This window comes from Hafnia sp. CBA7124 (assembly GCF_002355555.1).
GTDB classification, from domain to species: Bacteria; Pseudomonadota; Gammaproteobacteria; order Enterobacterales; family Enterobacteriaceae; genus Hafnia; species Hafnia alvei.
The window spans coordinates 2,263,439-2,281,954 of record NZ_AP017469.1 but is presented as its reverse complement, the minus strand read 5'-3'; the positions used below and the strand labels follow the sequence as shown (position 1 = coordinate 2,281,954).

The 18,516-nt window shown below is 46.5% G+C and carries 16 protein-coding genes; 8 read left to right on the top strand and 8 right to left on the bottom strand.

The window, feature by feature from the left end; all coding sequences use genetic code 11:
- Positions 1-201 precede the first annotated feature (201 nt).
- Positions 202-1,602: a class II fumarate hydratase gene (fumC, locus tag CPY98_RS10485; RefSeq protein WP_096387607.1), complete on the top strand. Its 1,401-nt coding sequence runs from the start codon at positions 202-204 to the stop codon at positions 1,600-1,602.
- A gap of 10 nt (positions 1,603-1,612) precedes the next feature.
- Here fumC and tus read toward each other — a convergent pair whose 3' ends face one another.
- Positions 1,613-2,545 carry a DNA replication terminus site-binding protein gene (gene tus / locus CPY98_RS10480; RefSeq protein ID WP_096387605.1) on the bottom strand — a complete coding sequence of 311 codons (933 nt, stop codon included), beginning with the start codon at positions 2,543-2,545 and terminating at the stop codon, positions 1,613-1,615.
- A gap of 185 nt (positions 2,546-2,730) precedes the next feature.
- Positions 2,731-4,002 (bottom strand): MFS transporter, encoded by a 1,272-nt coding sequence (locus tag CPY98_RS10475; RefSeq protein ID WP_231899467.1) that lies wholly within the window; start codon positions 4,000-4,002, stop codon positions 2,731-2,733.
- A 192-nt stretch (positions 4,003-4,194) separates the two neighbouring features.
- Here CPY98_RS10475 and CPY98_RS10470 point away from each other — a divergent pair, with 192 nt between their 5' ends.
- The 3 genes from CPY98_RS10470 to bioD all read left to right on the top strand — a co-directional run bounded on the left by CPY98_RS10470 (position 4,195) and on the right by bioD (position 7,355).
- Positions 4,195-5,091 (top strand): LysR family transcriptional regulator, encoded by an 897-nt coding sequence (locus CPY98_RS10470; RefSeq protein WP_040044929.1) that lies wholly within the window; start codon positions 4,195-4,197, stop codon positions 5,089-5,091.
- A gap of 149 nt (positions 5,092-5,240) precedes the next feature.
- On the top strand, positions 5,241-6,461 hold the full coding sequence (locus CPY98_RS10465) for an ROK family transcriptional regulator (RefSeq protein WP_043493231.1): 1,221 nt from the start codon (positions 5,241-5,243) through the stop codon (positions 6,459-6,461).
- A 228-nt stretch (positions 6,462-6,689) separates the two neighbouring features.
- Positions 6,690-7,355, top strand: coding sequence for a dethiobiotin synthase (gene bioD, locus CPY98_RS10460; RefSeq protein ID WP_040044930.1), 666 nt, complete (start codon positions 6,690-6,692; stop codon positions 7,353-7,355).
- Positions 7,356-7,361: 6 nt separating this feature from the next.
- On the opposite strand, the gene clcB is transcribed toward bioD, so the two are convergent.
- Both clcB and CPY98_RS10450 read right to left on the bottom strand, forming a co-directional pair.
- Positions 7,362-8,639 (bottom strand): voltage-gated ClC-type chloride channel ClcB, encoded by a 1,278-nt coding sequence (gene clcB / locus CPY98_RS10455; protein WP_046449314.1) that lies wholly within the window; start codon positions 8,637-8,639, stop codon positions 7,362-7,364.
- Positions 8,640-8,780: 141 nt separating this feature from the next.
- Positions 8,781-10,169: a cytochrome-c peroxidase gene (locus tag CPY98_RS10450; protein ID WP_046449315.1), complete on the bottom strand. Its 1,389-nt coding sequence runs from the start codon at positions 10,167-10,169 to the stop codon at positions 8,781-8,783.
- A gap of 319 nt (positions 10,170-10,488) precedes the next feature.
- Here CPY98_RS10450 and CPY98_RS10445 point away from each other — a divergent pair, with 319 nt between their 5' ends.
- Entirely contained in the window at positions 10,489-11,979 is a 1,491-nt protein-coding gene (locus tag CPY98_RS10445; protein ID WP_043493228.1) for an MDR family MFS transporter, read from the top strand.
- Between the two features lie 49 nt (positions 11,980-12,028).
- Here the strand turns inward: CPY98_RS10445 and CPY98_RS10440 are convergent, their stop codons facing one another.
- The 3 genes from CPY98_RS10440 to ydfG all read right to left on the bottom strand — a co-directional run bounded on the left by CPY98_RS10440 (position 12,029) and on the right by ydfG (position 13,616).
- Complete coding sequence (locus CPY98_RS10440) at positions 12,029-12,301, bottom strand: DUF1161 domain-containing protein (RefSeq protein ID WP_025801370.1); 273 nt, start codon at positions 12,299-12,301, stop codon at positions 12,029-12,031.
- Between the two features lie 45 nt (positions 12,302-12,346).
- Positions 12,347-12,694 carry a DUF1283 family protein gene (locus CPY98_RS10435; RefSeq protein ID WP_038502223.1) on the bottom strand — a complete coding sequence of 116 codons (348 nt, stop codon included), beginning with the start codon at positions 12,692-12,694 and terminating at the stop codon, positions 12,347-12,349.
- Between the two features lie 175 nt (positions 12,695-12,869).
- Positions 12,870-13,616 (bottom strand): bifunctional NADP-dependent 3-hydroxy acid dehydrogenase/3-hydroxypropionate dehydrogenase YdfG, encoded by a 747-nt coding sequence (gene ydfG, locus CPY98_RS10430; RefSeq protein WP_040044936.1) that lies wholly within the window; start codon positions 13,614-13,616, stop codon positions 12,870-12,872.
- Positions 13,617-13,915: 299 nt separating this feature from the next.
- Here ydfG and wzzB point away from each other — a divergent pair, with 299 nt between their 5' ends.
- The 3 genes from wzzB (at position 13,916) to CPY98_RS10415 (ending at position 17,193) form a co-directional block, all read left to right on the top strand.
- On the top strand, positions 13,916-14,878 hold the full coding sequence (gene wzzB / locus CPY98_RS10425; RefSeq protein ID WP_043493379.1) for an LPS O-antigen chain length determinant protein WzzB: 963 nt from the start codon (positions 13,916-13,918) through the stop codon (positions 14,876-14,878).
- An 85-nt stretch (positions 14,879-14,963) separates the two neighbouring features.
- Positions 14,964-15,491, top strand: coding sequence for a GNAT family N-acetyltransferase (locus tag CPY98_RS10420; RefSeq protein ID WP_096387603.1), 528 nt, complete (start codon positions 14,964-14,966; stop codon positions 15,489-15,491).
- A 205-nt stretch (positions 15,492-15,696) separates the two neighbouring features.
- Entirely contained in the window at positions 15,697-17,193 is a 1,497-nt protein-coding gene (locus tag CPY98_RS10415; RefSeq protein WP_043493224.1) for a C69 family dipeptidase, read from the top strand.
- A 435-nt stretch (positions 17,194-17,628) separates the two neighbouring features.
- On the opposite strand, the gene CPY98_RS10410 is transcribed toward CPY98_RS10415, so the two are convergent.
- Positions 17,629-18,246: a CatB-related O-acetyltransferase gene (locus tag CPY98_RS10410; RefSeq protein ID WP_043493223.1), complete on the bottom strand. Its 618-nt coding sequence runs from the start codon at positions 18,244-18,246 to the stop codon at positions 17,629-17,631.
- Positions 18,247-18,516 lie beyond the last annotated feature (270 nt).

Here is an 18,516-nt window from a genome sequence, read left to right as displayed (position 1 = left end):
CTAAAGTGAAGTTAAAGCGAAACGTGAATATGAAAAATAAAGCTATTGCGCTAAGTAAACAGGAGAGGGCCTATCCGATGCAAGGATATTGATGTAAGAAATTCGTTTAGCTCTCACATTCTAACTGGTTGATATCCCGCTATACTCATTGGATTAATGATTAACTCATCGGAATCATGCTTTTAATCTCAAGGAGAAAATATGACAGCTATGCGTGTTGAAAGAGACTCTATGGGCGATATTGATGTACCTCAAGCGCGATTGTGGGGCGCGCAAACGCAACGTTCTTTGGAACATTTTCGTATTTCGGTGGAAAAAATGCCTCAGGCATTAATTGACGCTTTGGCATTGGTAAAAAAAGCCGCTGCGCAGGTTAATCTCGATCTCGGCTTGCTGAGTGAGGATAAAGCAGAGTCTATTATGCAGGCTGCTCAAGAGGTCATCGACGGCTTTCGTTATCAGGAGTTTCCGCTGGCCGTATGGCAAACGGGGTCGGGAACTCAAAGCAACATGAATATGAATGAAGTTTTGGCGAATCGCGCCAGTGAATTATTGGGGGGCGAACGCGGAAATGAACGTAAAGTTCATCCTAATGATGATGTGAATAAAAGCCAAAGTTCAAACGATGTTTTCCCTACGGCGATGCACGTTGCCGCCGTGCAAGCGATTCGTCTCCAGCTTCTGCCGCAAATAGACGTCCTGATCCAAACTCTACACGATAAATCAGAGCAATTTAACGACATAGTCAAAATTGGTCGCACGCATTTACAGGATGCGACACCGCTAACGTTGGGGCAGGAGATTTCTGGCTGGGTCGCTATGTTGATGCACAGTAAAAAGCATATTGAACATAGTTTGGCACATCTTTATGAATTAGCGCTGGGGGGAACGGCGGTAGGTACGGGGCTGAATACTCACCCTGAATATGCGGTTCGCGTGGCCAAAATGATTGCGCAACTGAGCGGGAGCGATTTTATCTCGGCACCGAATAAGTTTGAAGCCTTAGCGAGCTGTGATGCTCTGGTTCAATCTCATGGTGCATTGAAAGGACTGGCCGCCTCAATGATGAAAATCGCTAACGATGTAAGATGGTTAGCATCTGGCCCGCGTTGTGGGATCGGGGAAATTTCAATTCCTGAAAATGAGCCGGGTAGCTCAATTATGCCGGGTAAAGTTAATCCGACTCAATGTGAAGCGGTAACCATGCTTTGTGCTCAGGTGATGGGTAACGATGTAGCGATTAATATTGGCGGCGCGTCAGGTAACTTTGAACTTAATGTTTTCCGCCCACTTGTTATCCATAACTATTTACAGTCAATACGTCTACTGGCCGATGGCATCGAGAGTTTTAATGAGCACTGTGCACGCGGTATTGAACCTAACCGACCTCGAATCAATCAGCTATTAAATGAATCATTAATGTTAGTGACCGCGCTGAATACGCATATTGGCTACGATAAAGCCGCCGAAATTGCCAAAAAAGCCCATCATGAAGGACTGACGTTAAAAGAGTCGGCGCTGCTGTTAGGCTATGTCACCGAATCGCAGTTTGATGAATGGGTGAAGCCACAGGACATGGTTGGGAGCCGAATCAATGCGTGACGTTGTCACGCTATTCAAGCTCACGGTATAAATGTAAACGAGGGATCAAGAGTTCCAGCTTTTTAGCTCGCGGACGATGTTTCACATTAATATTGTCCGCATCGTAATCACTTAAATCACCAAGAATAGGAGTGGGCGTTTCGCTAAACTCATCCGTTAATGCGATAAGCGGCATGCTACACGGGTGTTGTACCTGCTTCTGCTCTTCTTGATACCACACTCGTGCAATCGGCTGAACTTTAACCGGCCGTTTTATTTTGAGTTTAACGTCTTCCGGCAAACGCATGATGTCATCAAGTTCTTTTGTCACCATCGCCGCCCATTGTTCGCGTGAGTAGGGTGGAACAGAGCGATTGGCGGACAAACTTTTCTCGAGGCGATTAATCATCTCTTCGCGACTCATATTATTGATCACGCTTTTATTCGCCCATCCGAAGCGAACGGTGGAAGGGTTGTGCAGTACGGTTAATGCGCGATAGGCACTCAGCGTCAGCAAACCTTTAAGATGAGCATGAACAAATTCAAACCGTTGCTCAGGGGGAAGGCCAGATTCAACGGCGATAATCTTCTCTAGCTGTTTCTTGAGTTGGTTCACATCGCTAATCAGGGCGCTGGTGGATTTTACCTGCGCGTAACTGGCGGAAAAACAAAGCACGCCGGGCATACGAACCGCAGCTTTGCTGCTGATATGCTGCGCATGGTGATGGATGAACAAGCGGCGAAAGTGTTGTAAACCGGCTTCAAATGCTGACTCGCCCGAGCAGGGGATGACGCTGATTTTTGTAATGTCATCATGCTCTTTACCTTTCTCAATATCAGGCAACAAAAATACGTTTGCCTGTAGCGGTATCAGAGATTTCAAAACCGCATCAATCTCCACTAAGCCTTGCTCTAGCTGGCGAAAACACGTGTTCATACGGTCGATAACATGATTAGCTGACATAGGCTCTCTTATTGCATTAATTTAGTTACAACATACATTGTAGTTCATTACCTAAACGTTGTCTGTAACCACAGTGAAATTTCAAACAACCGTATTACCTATTGGACCGAGAAAAAGCTTTGTAGTGAGGGAGGGGCTGATGTTGTCAGTTAGAATCCCCGGATGGCGGGGATTCTACTCGAGGATTAAATCCGTTTGGCTTCGGGCAGTTTTTTCAATGCTCGGCTGATCCACAGCGCTAAAACGAGCATGACACTAAGGAAAATTACGATGCCGTTCCATCCATAGTTGTTCCAGAATACGCCACCAAGTGTACCGGCCACGCTGGAGCCGACATAATAACAGAATAGATAGAGTGATGATGCTTGGCCTTTAGCGCGGCGAGCACGGCGGCCAATCCAACTGCTTGCCACTGAATGAGCAGCAAAGAAGCCTGCGGTAAACAGCATCATGCCAATAAAAATGGTGGTGAGCGGGGCAAAAAGCGTAATCAACAACCCAATCAGCATAATAAGAATCGAAACCGTCAGCACCGGTCCACGACCAAATTTACTGGTTAACGCACCGGCTTTAGGTGAACTGTATGACCCTGTCAGGTAAACCACTGATAATAGGCCGACCAAAGCCTGACTGAGCGAGTACGGTGTGCCAAGCAGACGATAGCCAATATAGTTAAATAGCGTGACGAAACTCCCCATCAGCAGAAAGCCTTCGGCAAAAAGCAGCGGAAGACCTTTGTCATGCCAGTGCAGCCGGAAGTTAATTAATAACGTTCTAGGACGGAGAGGTGTGGCTCTGAAGTGTTTCGACGCGGGCAGAATTTTCCAGAACATAAACGCCGCGGCCAGAGCGAACAAACCAATAATGGCCACCGCAATGCGCCAAGAGAAGAAATCTGTCAGAACGCCGCTGACTAAACGCCCACTCATTCCTCCAATCGAATTACCGCTGATGTAGAGCCCCATGGAAAATGCCACTACGGCGGGATCGATCTCCTCGCTGAGATAGGTCATGGCGACCGCGGCAACGCCGCTCAACGAAAGCCCAACCAGCGCGCGCATCACTAAAATACCGTGCCAGCTAGTCATCATTGAACAAATTAACGTGCATATTGCCGCCATCAATAGCGCAGTAACCATCACCTGTTTGCGCCCAATGGCATCTGATAACGGGCCAGTGAACATCAACCCGACGGCAAGCAATCCCGTAGAGACGGAAAGTGATAGGCTACTGCTGGCCGGTGAAATCCCAAAATCATGCGACAGCACGGGCAAAATAGGCTGAACGCAATAGAGCAGGGCAAAAGTTGCCAGACCCGCAGAGAACAGCGCTAGGGTTACGCGGATAAACTGTGGTTGGCCACGTTCAATGTACGGAAGTTTGCTTAACGCGCGGCGCGTTGGCGCTACAGGCGACACAACAGACGAGTTTGAGGTTGTATCAATGCGAGACGGCATTGTTTCTGCCGGAGGGGTTTCCAATCTGTATCCTTACCGAAAATATCGGGTAAAACGGTTCATCAGCTCTGCTTGCCCATATTATGTGCGGCAGGTCACAACGGCTGATATAAATTCAGCATAGGTTTCAGCTAATTTATTGTCTAATATATTAATAAATGTAAATAAGACGTTTAAGATATCAATCAGCCTATGCGTATAGAAATTAGACATCTCAAGTACTTTATTGCCGTTGCTGAAGAGTGTCATTTTGGGCGTGCAGCGGAGCGTTTGAATATCTCTCAGCCGCCATTGAGCCAACAAATTCAGGCGCTTGAAATGGAAGTGGGCGCTCGGCTTTTGGAACGAAACAACCGAAATGTGAGCCTCACGCAAGCGGGGGAACTCTTTTTGAAAGAGTGCTACGAAATTGTGGACCATCTTTCACAAGCGGCAGAAAACGCCGCGCGAGCACATCGTGGTGAATTGGGTAATCTGAAGATTGGCTTTACCTCGTCCGCGCCGTTTATCAGTTTAGTTGCCAGCAGCCTGTTTATTTTCCGGCAGCGCTATCCTTTAGTTCACATGCAAATGCGCGAGGTGAACACTAAGCAACAGATTGAACCGCTGTTAGAAGGCAAACTCGATATTGGCGTGATGCGTAACACGCGATTACCCGACACGCTGACGCATCAACTCTTGTTGCGAGAGCCGTTAGTTGCAGTGCTGCACCAGAATCATCCCTTAGCGGCTTCTGGGCGAGAAAAATTGAAGTTTAGCGATTTGGCGAATCAGCCCTTTGTCTTTTTTTCCCGAGAAGTGGGCACGGCGCTACACGATGAAATATTAACGCTGCTGAAAAATGCGGGGATCACCCCCTATATCACTCAAGAAGTGGGTGAAGCGATGACGATTGTCGGGCTAGTTTCCGCAGGACTCGGCGTGTCTATTTTACCGGCATCGTTTACGCGAATTAAAGTGGATGGTGTTTGCTATAGATACTTAGATGAGGAAACGGCATTCACGGAAGTTTGGTTAGCTTACAGTAAAACTAGACCACTAAGCGCACAGGCAACAGCATTGATAAATTTAATGATAGCTCAACCATAGATAAATAATCGCTGCGAAAACCGACCATTGCGGGGCTTATTTGTGCACTAAATCACATAACGAATCAAATAGTTGACGGGTTTACTCAAAACCGACACCATAGCGTTAATATTTATTTAGAAGCGCGAAAAATAAGCGGGAGTAGGTGGGTGATAGCTGAAAGCCAACCGGGACATATTGATCAAATAAAGCAGATAAATGCTGGGGCGGTATACCGTCTTATTGATCAGCATGGCCAAATTTCCCGCATCGAACTCTCTAAACGTGCACAGCTTGCGCCCGCAAGCATCACCAAAATTGTGCGTGAACTGCTAGAAGCGCATCTGGTACAAGAAACCGAATTCCAAGACGTGGGTAGCCGTGGGCGTCCTGCTGTTGGTCTCATTTTAGATACTGTGGCTTGGCATTATCTCTGCGTTCGTGTGGGTCATGGTGTTATGACGCTGGCGCTACGCGATCTCAGCAGTAAATTGGTTGCTGAAGATGACGTCGAATTGCCTGCACAGGCAGACCAGCCGTTACTCGAACGCATCATCAATGAAATTGACCAGTTCTTTATCCGTCATCAGCATCAGCTTGAGCGGCTAACGGCTATTGCCATTACGCTTCCAGGATTGATTAATTCGGCGAAGGGCATGGTTCATCGCATGCCATTTTATGCCGATGTGTGTGATATGCCGCTGGGTGCCGAATTGGAGCAGCATACCGGCCTACCGGTGTTTCTTCAGCATGATATCTGCGCTTGGACGATGGCGGAGTCGCTGTTCGGTGCCGGTGAAAACTGTAGAAATATGCTGCAGGTGGTTATCGATCACGATGTGGGCGCGGGTGTCATTACCGATGGTCGCTTGCTAAACGGCGGCCGTCATAGCGTGGTGGAAATTGGTCATACGCAGGTCGATCCCTATGGTAAGCAGTGCTATTGCGGTAATCACGGTTGTTTGGAGACCGTTGCAGGACTTGGGCATATTCTTGAATTAGCCGAGCAGCGATTACCGCTTTCACCATCGTCTTTGCTGCATAACGGGCCCATCACAATTGATGCTATCTGTCAGGCCGCCATGCAGGGCGATCAGCTGTCTAAGGATATTATCAGCAGCGTGGGTAATAATGTGGGACGCATTCTCGCCATTATGGTGAACTTGTTTAATCCCGAAAAAATTCTGATTGGCTCACCGCTCAATCAAGCCAGCGCGGTTCTCTTTCCCTCTATCAATGCGGCCATTCAGCAACAGTCCTTACCCTACTATGCACAGGGACTGAGCGTTGAGGCTACGCGTTTCCGTAATAATGGAACCATGCCTGCGGCCGCGTTAGTTAAAGAAGCACTTTACAATGGTTCATTGTTAGTTCAGCTGTTGCAGGGCTAGCAAAAACTGAGAGTATTTGGCTAAATTCCTTTCTAATTCATACCTCTATTTTGGTACAAATAGAGGTTTTTCATGAAATTGTCACCTCGTTAAACAAAATATTGAGCTAACGCAAGCTGCTGCTTTACCGCTTCGCCTAGACTTTTCATCATTCTTGATGGCGGAAGGAAATTGTCGTTCCGCCAATTTTTTGGTGTTTTTTATCGGAGATTCTCCGGAGTATCATTCATGTTAAAGCGTGTTTTTGTCACAGGAACAGACACTGAAGTCGGTAAAACCGTCGTTTCTCGTGCGTTACTGCAATCCATCCATGCTTCTGGTGCTACTGCTGTAGGCTACAAGCCTATCGCCGTCGGTAGTGAAGAAACCCCGCAAGGACTGCGTAATAAAGATGCGTTAACATTGCAGGCGTCTTCTTCTATCCCATTGAATTATGATGAAGTAAACCCGATAACTTTGCAGGAAGAAATTGCGAACGCTTATACCGGTGAGCCTTTGGATTACAGCCTGATGAGCCGTGGGCTTCAAAACCTAAGCGGTAAATCTGAGCACTTAGTGGTTGAGGGAACCGGAGGCTGGCGTGTCTTAATGCACGATTTGCGCCCGTTATCTGAATGGGTGGTGCAAGAGCAACTGCCGGTTATTCTGGTCGTCGGTATTAAGCTGGGCTGTATCAGCCACGCTATTTTGACGGCGCAGGCGATCATTAATGACGGTTTGCCATTTGCCGGTTGGATTGCGAACCGCATCAATCCAGGGCTTTCGCATTATGCCGAAACGTTAGAAGCGTTACGCCAAAAATTGCCAGGGCCACAGTTGGGCGAAATTCCATACCTGTTCCGCCCAGAGGAAAAAGATCTGTCTAAATATATCGATCTTTCTCCTCTCAAATAGCGTCGTCTATTTACCGTAAACTGACCCTGTCCGCAGCCAGCGGGACAGGGTTGTTGCCATAACACAGGCTAGTAACAATCCTGGCAGCAACGTATATTCTCCCGTCATTTCAAACACCATCAGTGCAGACATCACGGGTGCATGCGTGGTGGCAGCCAACAACGTTGCCATACCGGTCAGCGCCATTAATAATGCGATGTGTTCTCCCATTCCTGGCCAGAGCGCGAATAGTTGCCCAACAAATGCGCCTAGCGCGGCACCAATAAACAGCGTTGGCGTAAATACACCACCGGGAGCACCTGAACCACTGCTAGCCAGTATCGCAATCAGTTTACAGAGCAAAATGGCCCCAATGAGCAAAGCGCCCGGTGGAGCAGACAACAACGATTGAACCACGCTGTAGCCATTTCCCCATACCTCTGGAAAAATGATTGATAGCCCACCGACGATAAGCCCACCCAGCGCAAGCTGCAGCGGTGGAGGAAGGCGTAGCTGTTGGAAGAAGTGACTACTGTACTGCATCAATGAGAGAAATAGCGGCCCGGCAAATCCTGCAATCACCCCCAGCAGCGCCATCAATAAATACTGCACTGGCCACGGTGCGACCAGAATTTGCACCTGATATAGCGTTTCTTGTCCACCGTTGAGTAAGTTACTCATCAGCAGGGCGCTGACCGCGGCGATCACCACCGGGCCAAGAGAGGCGAGGATTAATGATCCAAAAAGGATCTCCGCAATAAATAAACTTCCGGCTAAGGGCGCGTGATAGGCGCTGGCCATCCCCGCAGCAGCGCCACAGGCGACCCACAGTTTCCACTCCTTTGGCGGTGTAAATAATCGAGCAAAAACCGATGCAAACAGGGCTGCCAGTAAGATCATCGCGCCTTCACGCCCGATTGCACTTCCGCTTGATACGACTATCAGAGATGCCAAGCTTTTGACAAGGCTGGCGGAAATATCTAAACGGCCATCGCCAGCGTCAAAGGCTTCCATATAATCTGTCGGAGCGGATGGGCGTTGGTGCTGATATTTCTGAAACAGCCACAATATAGAACCTGCAACCAACCCGCCTAAAGCCGGCGTAAGCAAACGTCGCCATAATGGTAGCTCGGCCGCAGCGGCCACCAAACTTCCGCCTCGACTGCCTAAGAATAGCCATTCCAGCTTCAACATCGACTGGTGAAATAGCCAAACAACGGTGGCAGCGGCGATGCCCAAAATCATCGCAATGGCTAAGCGGCGCAGCATCAGTTGATAATGTTGCATATGAATCAGACGTTTCATGCGTGGTGAAGTCATGTTTAGCCGCGGGTTACCAAAAAAGAAGCACATACTGCGTAGTGCGAAGGCATAAAAGTGGGAGCAGTTTAAGGGTTTTAACCACAGGAAGAAACTGCGCCGCAAAAATGCGGCGCCTAGAGAGGGTTAATGAATTGGATAAGGCGTATAAACGCCGTTTAGCGACTCGAGGAATGCCACAATGTCGTCTACATCTTTCTGTGGTAGCGAGGTGCCGACCTGATATTTCAACATCAGCTTCACCGCTTCATCCAGTGTAGGTACGTCACCACGATGGAAATAAGGCGCCGTCAGCGCAACGTTACGCAGCGTTGGTACTTTCTGACGGAAGCGGTCACGCTCCCCTTGAGTTACATTGAGTCGGCCAATATCTGCGCTGGTCACCTTGCCAAAGGCAAAATCCTGCTTCAGTCCCAGAGGTTCGAAAGCCTGACCGCCGAGTATTTTCCCGGTGTGGCATGTGGCACATTTATTATCTTTAAACAGCTGGTATCCATGCATTTGCTGGGCGCTTAGCGCTTTATTATCGCCACGAAGATATCGGTCAAACGGACTGTCTGGCGTGATAAGGGTTTTCTCGAATTCAGCAATCGCATCGGTGATGGTATCGCCAGTAAAGCCTTCAGGATAAACAGCGGTAAACTGTTGTTTGAGAAGGGCGTCTTGGTTAAGTTTTCCTGTAATTTCATCCCATGACTTGGACGCCATTTCGATTGGATTAAGCGGTGGGCCACCAGCCTGTTTTTGGAGGTCTGGCGCTCTACCATCCCAGAATTGCTCAACGTTGAACACCGCGTTAAATACCGTAGGTGCGTTGATTGGACCAATTTTACCGCCTACGCCAATGGAGGTTTGTCGGCCATCAACGCCGCCAGCCCCTAACTGGTGGCAATGAACGCAAGCAATGGAGTTATCACCAGATAAACGCGGGTCGTGGTACAAGCGGAAACCCAATGCCACTTTATCAGCCTGAACAGGAAGGGTACGTGGCAATGGCTGAACGGGCTCATTCATTAATGCCGGCGCCATGTCTTTTGCCGCATAGTATTTTATGCGCTGATCTTTCACCCAGTTTAAAATATCCGCCCGTTCTTCATTATCCAGCGATCCAGCCCAGTGCAGCGCCGTGTAACGGGTCGGCGGCATGGTGTCGTGCTGCATGACCCATTCCACTTTAGTCATGTCTCCCTGCGGAGGGCGACTATTATTAATGAGGCTGTTGCGAATAGGGGTAAGATCAAATGATTTGTAGCCAAGATTGATGTCATATTCCATCAGTTGCTTAGCGATGGGAAGTTGTGAATAAAACGGGAGCTGTGCTGACGGGGTGTGACAGTAGTCACAGCCTTTTTCACTCAGGGTTTTCAGAACGGCCGCGTTTTGTGGCGAAAGTGATGCCTGATCGGGCATCGTAATTCTTTGCTTATCATGGTAATAGACATATCCCGCCAGACCTAGATAACCAACAACACCGACAGTTGCTGCAATTCCCAAAAGCTTTGTTATTTTTATCATGTTAAAACTCCATTTCAGAGCATGAAATCGGGCCGCGCCAGCGCTGGGTGCACAACCCTCAGAGGGCCAAAACTTGGCCTTCCCATAGTGCGTGTTGTATTTCATTACTTTGTTGATAATCATCAATGATAACGGCCAGCCTCACCTATCATTGAGATAGGAAACAGCAATCAATCAAGATCACTGCAGCTGATATGTGACGTTGTCACTTTTATATTTATGCCAGTCTTATTCTCTCTTCGAGAGTTCACACAATTAGCCTAGAAATTCATGGTAAGGTATTGAGCTAAATCTCTATTCGCATTTTCCGCGAGGCAGCATGGTTGAACAGGTAGAGCAGCAATATTTACATCGAGGCATCGTGCTAACCGCTTGTATGCTAGCAACATTTATGGCGGCTATTGAGGTTACGATAGTCTCAACGGCCATGCCCACGATTATTGGCGATTTAGGCGGTTTCTCACTGCTAGGCTGGGTATTTGCTGCGTATCTTTTAACACAGGCTATTTCAATTCCTATCTATGGTCGACTCGCCGATCTCTATGGACGTAAGCGGATGTTCTACATAGGCGCATCGCTTTTCTTGCTAGGTTCCGTGCTATGCGGCTTTTCCCATAACATGCTGTGGATGATCGTTTTTCGTGCTGTTCAAGGGATGGGCGCAGGGGCTATCACGCCGATTGCATTCACCATTGTTGCTGATATCTATTCACCCGCGGAGCGTCCAAAAATCCAGGGTTATCTCTCTAGCGTTTGGGGGGTATCGGCCATCGTCGGCCCGCTGATGGGGGCATTTATTGTTCAGCACTTCAACTGGGCATTGGTTTTTTGGGTGAATGTGCCTATTGGCATTACGGCTATGTATCTTCTGTGGCGCTATTTCCCCGAAACGGTACATCCTCGGCAGCATCCTATCGATTTTGCTGGTACCTGTTGGCTAACTATCGCAGTGGCCTCGTTATTAGTGGCGCTCTTACAGGCCGATATTCTGAAGTTCTGGGTATTCCCGTTATTATTGATATTCGTCGTCGCGTCAGTTTTTTTGCTGCGACAAGAGAAAAAAGCCCCAGAACCGTTATTTCCGTTAGCGCTCTGGCGAAATAACGTGATCGTCGCGGGTAATATTGGTGGGCTGATTGTCGGCGCATCCATGATGGGCGTTGCCGCATTTTTGCCCACGTTTGTGCAGGGAGTCATGGGCGGAACGCCGTTGGAGGCTGGCACCACGTTAGCAATGATGTCAATCGGCTGGCCATTGGCGAGTACCCTTAGCGGGCGAATGATGTCGCTAACGTCCTATCGCGCTACGGCGCTTTTCGGCAGTTTTTTGCTCATCGCCGGAAGCTTGATTTTGCTCATGCAGCAGCCGGATAGTGGTTTGCTATGGGGAAGAGTCGCCGCCTTTGTGATTGGCTGCGGAATGGGGATGACCAATACCACATTTCTGGTTTCGGTACAGAATGTTGCGCCTTCCAACATGCGAGGAATTGCCACCGCTTCAACGGTGTTTACCCGTATGTTAGGCTCAGCGCTAGGTACAGCCATTTTAGGCGCCACGCTGAATCTCAATCTTGATTGGCGCTTGCCGGATATTCATGATCCGGTTCAAAAGCTCATGAGCATGCATCAGAATGGCACGCCGCTAGACGATAAGATGATTAATTTAACGACTCAGGTGGCAGCATCCATTCATTGGGTGTTTATCGTGGCGGCAATATTGTCGTTGTTTGCTCTAATCACCGCGTGGCTCATTCCAGCAAAATTAAAGCCAGACAGCGTGACGTGTACTGAATTTGACGGTGAATGCTAGAGACAAAAAAGGCTGCCATAAGGCAGCCGTTTCGACATAACGCTGATAATTAGTGTGTAGCCGGTGCTGGCGTACTGTCGTCTTCAGCGCCGTTTGTGCGCTGATAGATGATCTTCTGTGTGTCGTTTTCGCAATGACCCACAACCTGACCACCACTCGCGTCAGCCTGATCGTTCGGTACGACATCAAGCGTAAAGCCAGACTCTGGCACACCATTTTTGATAATTTTTTGGCTAATATCTGCTTTGACTGTTTCACACGAAGCCTGTGCGGCCAGTGGAATAGCACTTAATAGCATGATGCTAAGCAGTAATTTCTTCATGAAATATCCTCCAAGGATCCTTGCAAAAGCGTTTAAGCTTAATGCTTATGGATTAAGTGGGCGTCCAGTATTTCTATCTAAACAACGTTGGGTATTCGGTTCCCAGTACGCATTAACGTTTAAGCTTTTTTCACATGAGTCTTGCAGATCGACGGCTTTATCGAACTTGTCGAACTGTTTCTCAACGCGGGTGTTAACTTTGTTACGCAGAGAACGCGTGTCATCCCATTGTTCTTTCTGCTGGCGAGCATCTTCTTTGGTCAGCGAGTTATCCTGACCACCGCTTGAGCCAAAGACGCAGGTACTGCCAGATGCGCAAGAGTCTGCAAGGGCAGAAGCCTGCCAACCACCCAAGATGAGCGCTGCGGCTAAAGGCATCCAACGAGCGGCCATGTGCAATTTATTCAGTTTCAAATTAGCTATCCTCTTTTCACAACGACCGTCTTTAAGGTCATCATTCTCGATATGAAGACACTATAGCACTCTGTCAGTTCCGCTGATAGTTTGCGAAAACGTTGGTTTCGATACGGTTTAGTGCAAAAAACAGAAATTTACAATGAAGTTAAATTTAGCCGCGATAGACCGACAGCGGGGCAAAGGACTGGCTAACCGGCATCATTTCAATGGTATTAATGTTGACGTGCGCAGGTAAGGTAGCGACCCAATACACAGCTTCAGCAATATCATCTGCGCTTAAGGCGTTAGCATTCTCATAGGTTTTCTCTACGCGACCTTCATCGCCTTTAAAGCGAACATTAGAGAATTCCGTGCCGCCAACCAATCCAGGTTCGATATCGCTAACCCGCACTTTGGTGCCATGCAGATCAGCGCGTAAACCAAGGCTAAATTGTTTAACAAACGCTTTTGTCGCACCGTACACATTACCACCGGCATATGGCCAGTTAGCCGCGGTTGAACCAATATTAATGATATGACCTACATTGCGTTCAACCATATTAGGCAAAATTGCTCTGGTCATGTTCACCAAACCTTTGGCATTGGTATCGATCATCGTGTCCCAATCATCAACATTTGCTTTATGCGCAGGCTCTAAACCTAATGCCAATCCAGCATTGTTCACTAAAACATCAATGTGACGTTTTTCAGTGGGAAGGCTCTCTAAAGCCAACTGAATTGCCGCTCGATTGCGCACATCGAGTTGCACGATAGTTAAAGCATCACCTAACTCATCTTTTAACGCTTCGAGACGACTTAAACGGCGACCGGCAGCAATCACTGTATGTCCGTTCTTGATAAATTTGCGCGTGATAGCCTCACCGAACCCTGCGGTTGCTCCGGTTACAAATATATTCATTCTCAATTGCCTCGTTAATTTAGCGAAAGTGCAGGCCACTCAATCTACCAGAAGCAGCCCAAATTGCCATGACGCGGGCAGAATAATGGCATGCATCTATACTTAAAAATACGGAACTTTCCTAGCCAAAATATAGACAGAACAGAGAGTTGTTCCATTGAGAACCGGTTACAGATTTAGTACTATCGCCATTCATATACGTACACGATATAACAATCGCTTTAAATCAAAATGGCGATATATTATTTGTTTGAGAGCAATGTCAGCTAATGTAATTATGAGTTTGTATGGGAAATCCTATGAGTCTTGAGCAAAAAAACAGTACTGATGAGATTGATCTGCTTGACCTGCTGTTGCAGTTATGGAATGGAAAGAAAACAATCATTACCACTGTTTGCATTGCGATTGTTTTGGCTATTGGATATCTAGCCGTTGCAAAAGAGAAATGGACATCGACCGCGATTATTACACCACCACAGCTAGGGCAGTTAGCCGATTATCCTACTGCTGTGGCTGTCATTGACCCTAGTAATAGTAAAGATATTAGCAATGATGTTTTTGCTAACTTCGTGTCACGTATTTCTGCTGAAACCTTAACGTTCTTACCTGAAACACCCTTGGACATTAAGCCGACAAACTCAGGGAGAAACGATTCATTTACCGTGAGTTTTAGCGCTGAAACGGCGAAGGATGCACAAAAATCCTTAGTTGCCGTTTTAAACAAAGTAAATAAGCAAACCTCAAGTAGTTATTATTCAAACGCTGCGAAAGCATTAGAGGTCAGAATGCAGGCAATCAATACTGCATTAGATGCCCAGATCAAAACTGCCCAGGAGAAAAAAGCGCGTCGTTTAAATGCTTTATCAGAAGCATTAAAAGTGGCTGAAGCCACGAACACCAAGAGCGTTACGGTTAAAGAGGTCACGGCTCTTTCTGATGAAATGCTATTTATGCTTGGTGAGCCTGCGCTAAAAACAATTATTGCCAATGAAACGTCTTGGCCGTTGTATTTAAGTGATGGCTATTACTCTAACCGTGAGACATTACAAGCACTGCGCGAGATTAAACTCAGCGATAGTGGCAATGATAAATTCGAAGCATTTTCATTCTCACAACAGCCATCATTACCTGTCATTAAAGATGCACCGAAAAAATCGCTAATATTAATCCTATCCGTATTGCTGGGTGGATTGATCGGTGCGGGCATTGTATTGTGTAAGGGGCTTATTCGTAATATAAGAGAGAAGCCCCCAGTGGTATGATGATTTAATTGGAATTATCCTGCGAGGGTGGCACATTAAGAAGCTTTGATGTACCGCCCTCGATTGTTTCAGAAGAAGGACATTAATGTTTAGCCTTACACGCATAGAAAAAAAAGATAGCCCACTTTATAAAAGTGTGGATGAGCTCTATGAAAGTGCTTTTCCTTATCATGAAAAGCGAGACGAAAGGGCGAAACAAGTAGCACTTGATAATAATAGTTATTATTTAACTGCCTGGCATCACAATAATATATTTGTTGGTTTTATTGGATATTGGCGATTTAAAGACTATGTCTACATTGAGCATCTGGCGATAGACCCAAATTTGCGTTCTCAGGGATATGGTAAAAAGGTTCTGGAATGTTTTTTGGCTCAACACCCACAGACAATCTTAGAAATAGATCCTTTGACGACCGAAATTGCTAATAGGCGTTTACGCTTCTATCAAAGTCTTGGTTTTGTAGAAAATAGTTATTCTCATGCACATCCAAGCTATCATTCAGAAATTAGCGATCATGAATTAGTGGTTCTGAGCAGCAAAAAAATTATCTCTAATGAACAATATGTGATTTTCCTCAATGACTTAAAAAACATAGTCATGATCTTAAATTAATCTTTTTCTATTTGTTTCTACGCTAAAACCAACTTATCTAAAAATGTGTGCATAATCCTAAGGCTGCTCAATCGCCTTGGGAGCATTGTCACGGTAATCACATCTCACTCATTGCTACCCTTATTTCATTGCAGGAACTTTCCAGCGCTTCAGCTTGACTGATAGCAAAGGATAATTAATTAAATCAGGAAAATAAGGAACAGGAATGTATTCTTTAAAAAAGTGTGTGATTGCTTTATCCATTAATATGGCATTAGTCTCCTCAGGTTTTACCTGCACCACATTTTTAGCAGGTAATGAGGCTACAGCAGATGGTTCGATTATTGTTGCACGCAGCGCGGATAGTGATGCTTTAAAGGCACAGCACTTTGTAATTCATCCGGCAAAACAGAACCAAACTGGAATATACAGTACGAAAGCGCATAACGGCGCAAATGATTTTACCTATCCTTTACCGAAAGATTCACTACGGTATACCACGGTGCCCAATTGGAAAACACAGTTACATGGTGCGACTGGATTTAATGAAGCCGGTGTTGGCGTGAGTGGGACAGAATCTATTTTTGCCTCACCTAAAGCGCTTGCATTTGATCCCTATGTTGAAAAAACGGGAATTACCGAAGACGATATTCCTGATATTTTGCTATCACAGACCAAAACTGCGCGCGAGGCCGTGGCTTTACTTGGACATATCATCGAAACCAAAGGGGCAGGTGAGGGATTTGGCGTTGCCGTGGTCGATGAGAAAGAATTGTGGTACTTAGAAACCGGTACAGGCCATCAATGGATGGCACAGAGAGTGCCGAATAATCAATACTTTGCTACCGCTAATCAGGGACGTCTACAAAACTATGACCCTAAAGATCCTAACGTTATGGGATCAAAGAATCTGGTTGAATTTGCAGTAGAAAAGGGGCTTTATCAGCCTAAAACAGACGGTAAATTTAATTTTTCCAAAGCCTATACCCGAGACGATGAACGCGATCGCACCTATAACGATCCGCGCGTCTGGACAATACAGAAACAATTAAACCCATCGGTTAAGCAAGTAATGGCTGAAGGGCGGCAGTCTCCCGTTTTCCTCACGCCAGAAAAGAAAGTCACGCTTGATGAAGTTAAGTCCATTTTGCGTAATCATTACCAAGGCACGAAACATGATCCCTACTCGAACGGGCTGAATGGTAAAGAAGAGTGGCGCCCAATCAGCGTGTTTAGAACCTATGAAGCACATGTCATGCAGGTACGTCCTGAGTTACCGAAAGAAATCGGTGAAGTGACCTATGTGGGATTAGGAATGGCTGACTTAACTGCGTTTGTTCCTTACTACAGTGGGCTGACTTCTTTCCCCGCCAATTACGCCACCGGCTCAGATCACGCTGATAGCCAGTCAATCTACTGGAAGTACCGCAAACTACAAACGTTGGTCATGACGGATTATCCAAAACTTGCGCCGGTCGTACAGCGAGCCTATCTAGACTGGGAAGCGAAAGTTGCGAATCAGCAAAAAGAAACGGAAGCACAATATCTAAAATTGGCAAAAACCGACAAAACCGCCGCAGATAAAATGCTGAATGATTTCAATCTGCGCGTCATGGCCGATGCAGAGAAGCTCACCGAAGATCTGACGAACGAAGTATTCACCATCCGCACCAAAGACATTCAGTCTGACATTTTCTTTGCTAACAAAGCGAAGAAGGATTAAGGGTAGAAAATAACTGAACGAAGCAGCCCAGTAGCTGGAAACTGGGCTGCTTGTGAGTAACTCAGATATCGTGGTTTAGATGCTGGATCTGCGTTAAATGCACAATGGTTCGTATAATGTATATTATGTTAAATTGAATGTAGCGAATGCCAATTACTTCATATATCCATCCTATAGCTACAGCTCACTGATTTTTTCTATCAGTTTCTATACCCAGGCTTCACAAAATGCTTTCCCCTACTCTTGGGTCTAAAACCATATGGATGCTTGCGCTACGTGAAATCTGAGCGTTTAGCAGTAGGATTACCGGACAGATTTCGTCAGTTGAAACCTATATAAAGCAGACAAAAAAGCCCAGCGACACTTGCTAGGCTTTTCATTTTGCGTTTTACGGCTTATCTCGTTTTAACGAAACTGTTACGACATGCCAGATAGCTAAACCAATACGCGTTCCAATGCGTCGAGATCGTTTGAGCTAAGCAATAGCTTAATGTTCTCAATCTCTGCTTCAGGTCTGCTGTAGATGTTCAGCGCTAAGATGCGACCAATATCAGCCTCAGAGAACCTGTACCTAATCAGCTTTGCCGGATTGCCACCAACTATGGCATACGGTGGAACATCTTTGGTTACGACGCTTCCCGCAGCAATAATGGCACCCTCGCCCACGGTAATTCCAGGCATCAACATACTGCGCATTCCTAACCAACATGCATCACCAAGAACGGTGTCACCTTTGTGTTGATAGGTGTCGTATATCGTTTCCATGAAGGGATAGAGATTTATGAAATCAGTCCGGTGATTGTGATTTCCACCCATTAAAATCACGCACTCTGCGGCGATACAGACATAATCGCCAATGAGTAATTTATCGATATAGCCTAAAGGCTCCCAATTTTGGCTTACAGCGTCACCGTGCAGATAACGAACAACCGAGCGTTCAAATCCGTCGTCCCAGTAATCGCTGTAATAACTGTGTGTGCCTTTAACGATGATATTAGGGTTGGTTACCGAGAGGTGTAAAAGCTCTGTCTTTGACCAATGTTTTTCTTTCATGACTCATCCTTTTCTTTATAAGAGCCACGGAACGATTTGATTTCGTGGCAGTAATTACTCGTTCAGATAATTACTGTCATTAGAGATTCGAGGGTGTTTTAGCAGAGGTAAACGTGGAAGGTTCATACCTGATTTCCTTACGGCAGATTCGGTCAAATGGTATCGAACATACCGTATTGTGTAAATGTTGAATCTAAACACAGGCTCACTACGAGATAAATTTTTCGTAAATAGGCCACGGATGAATATAAAAAAGCCCACAGACGTGGG

Bases quoted from the DNA above. Each gene is read 5' to 3' on its own strand.
- ydfG (WP_040044936.1), bottom strand. From the start codon at position 13,616: ATGAATATATTTGTAACCGGAGCAACCGCAGGGTTCGGTGAGGCTATC.
- CPY98_RS10445 (WP_043493228.1), top strand. From the start codon at position 10,489: ATGGTTGAACAGGTAGAGCAGCAATATTTACATCGAGGCATCGTGCTA.
- CPY98_RS10450 (WP_046449315.1), bottom strand. From the start codon at position 10,169: ATGATAAAAATAACAAAGCTTTTGGGAATTGCAGCAACTGTCGGTGTT.
- CPY98_RS10415 (WP_043493224.1), top strand. From the start codon at position 15,697: ATGTATTCTTTAAAAAAGTGTGTGATTGCTTTATCCATTAATATGGCA.
- CPY98_RS10440 (WP_025801370.1), bottom strand. From the start codon at position 12,301: ATGAAGAAATTACTGCTTAGCATCATGCTATTAAGTGCTATTCCACTG.
- tus (WP_096387605.1), bottom strand. From the start codon at position 2,545: ATGTCAGCTAATCATGTTATCGACCGTATGAACACGTGTTTTCGCCAG.
- CPY98_RS10435 (WP_038502223.1), bottom strand. From the start codon at position 12,694: ATGGCCGCTCGTTGGATGCCTTTAGCCGCAGCGCTCATCTTGGGTGGT.
- CPY98_RS10420 (WP_096387603.1), top strand. From the start codon at position 14,964: ATGTTTAGCCTTACACGCATAGAAAAAAAAGATAGCCCACTTTATAAA.
- CPY98_RS10410 (WP_043493223.1), bottom strand. From the start codon at position 18,246: ATGAAAGAAAAACATTGGTCAAAGACAGAGCTTTTACACCTCTCGGTA.
- CPY98_RS10475 (WP_231899467.1), bottom strand. From the start codon at position 4,002: ATGCCGTCTCGCATTGATACAACCTCAAACTCGTCTGTTGTGTCGCCT.
- fumC (WP_096387607.1), top strand. From the start codon at position 202: ATGACAGCTATGCGTGTTGAAAGAGACTCTATGGGCGATATTGATGTA.
- CPY98_RS10470 (WP_040044929.1), top strand. From the start codon at position 4,195: ATGCGTATAGAAATTAGACATCTCAAGTACTTTATTGCCGTTGCTGAA.
- bioD (WP_040044930.1), top strand. From the start codon at position 6,690: ATGTTAAAGCGTGTTTTTGTCACAGGAACAGACACTGAAGTCGGTAAA.
- wzzB (WP_043493379.1), top strand. From the start codon at position 13,916: ATGAGTCTTGAGCAAAAAAACAGTACTGATGAGATTGATCTGCTTGAC.
- clcB (WP_046449314.1), bottom strand. From the start codon at position 8,639: ATGAAACGTCTGATTCATATGCAACATTATCAACTGATGCTGCGCCGC.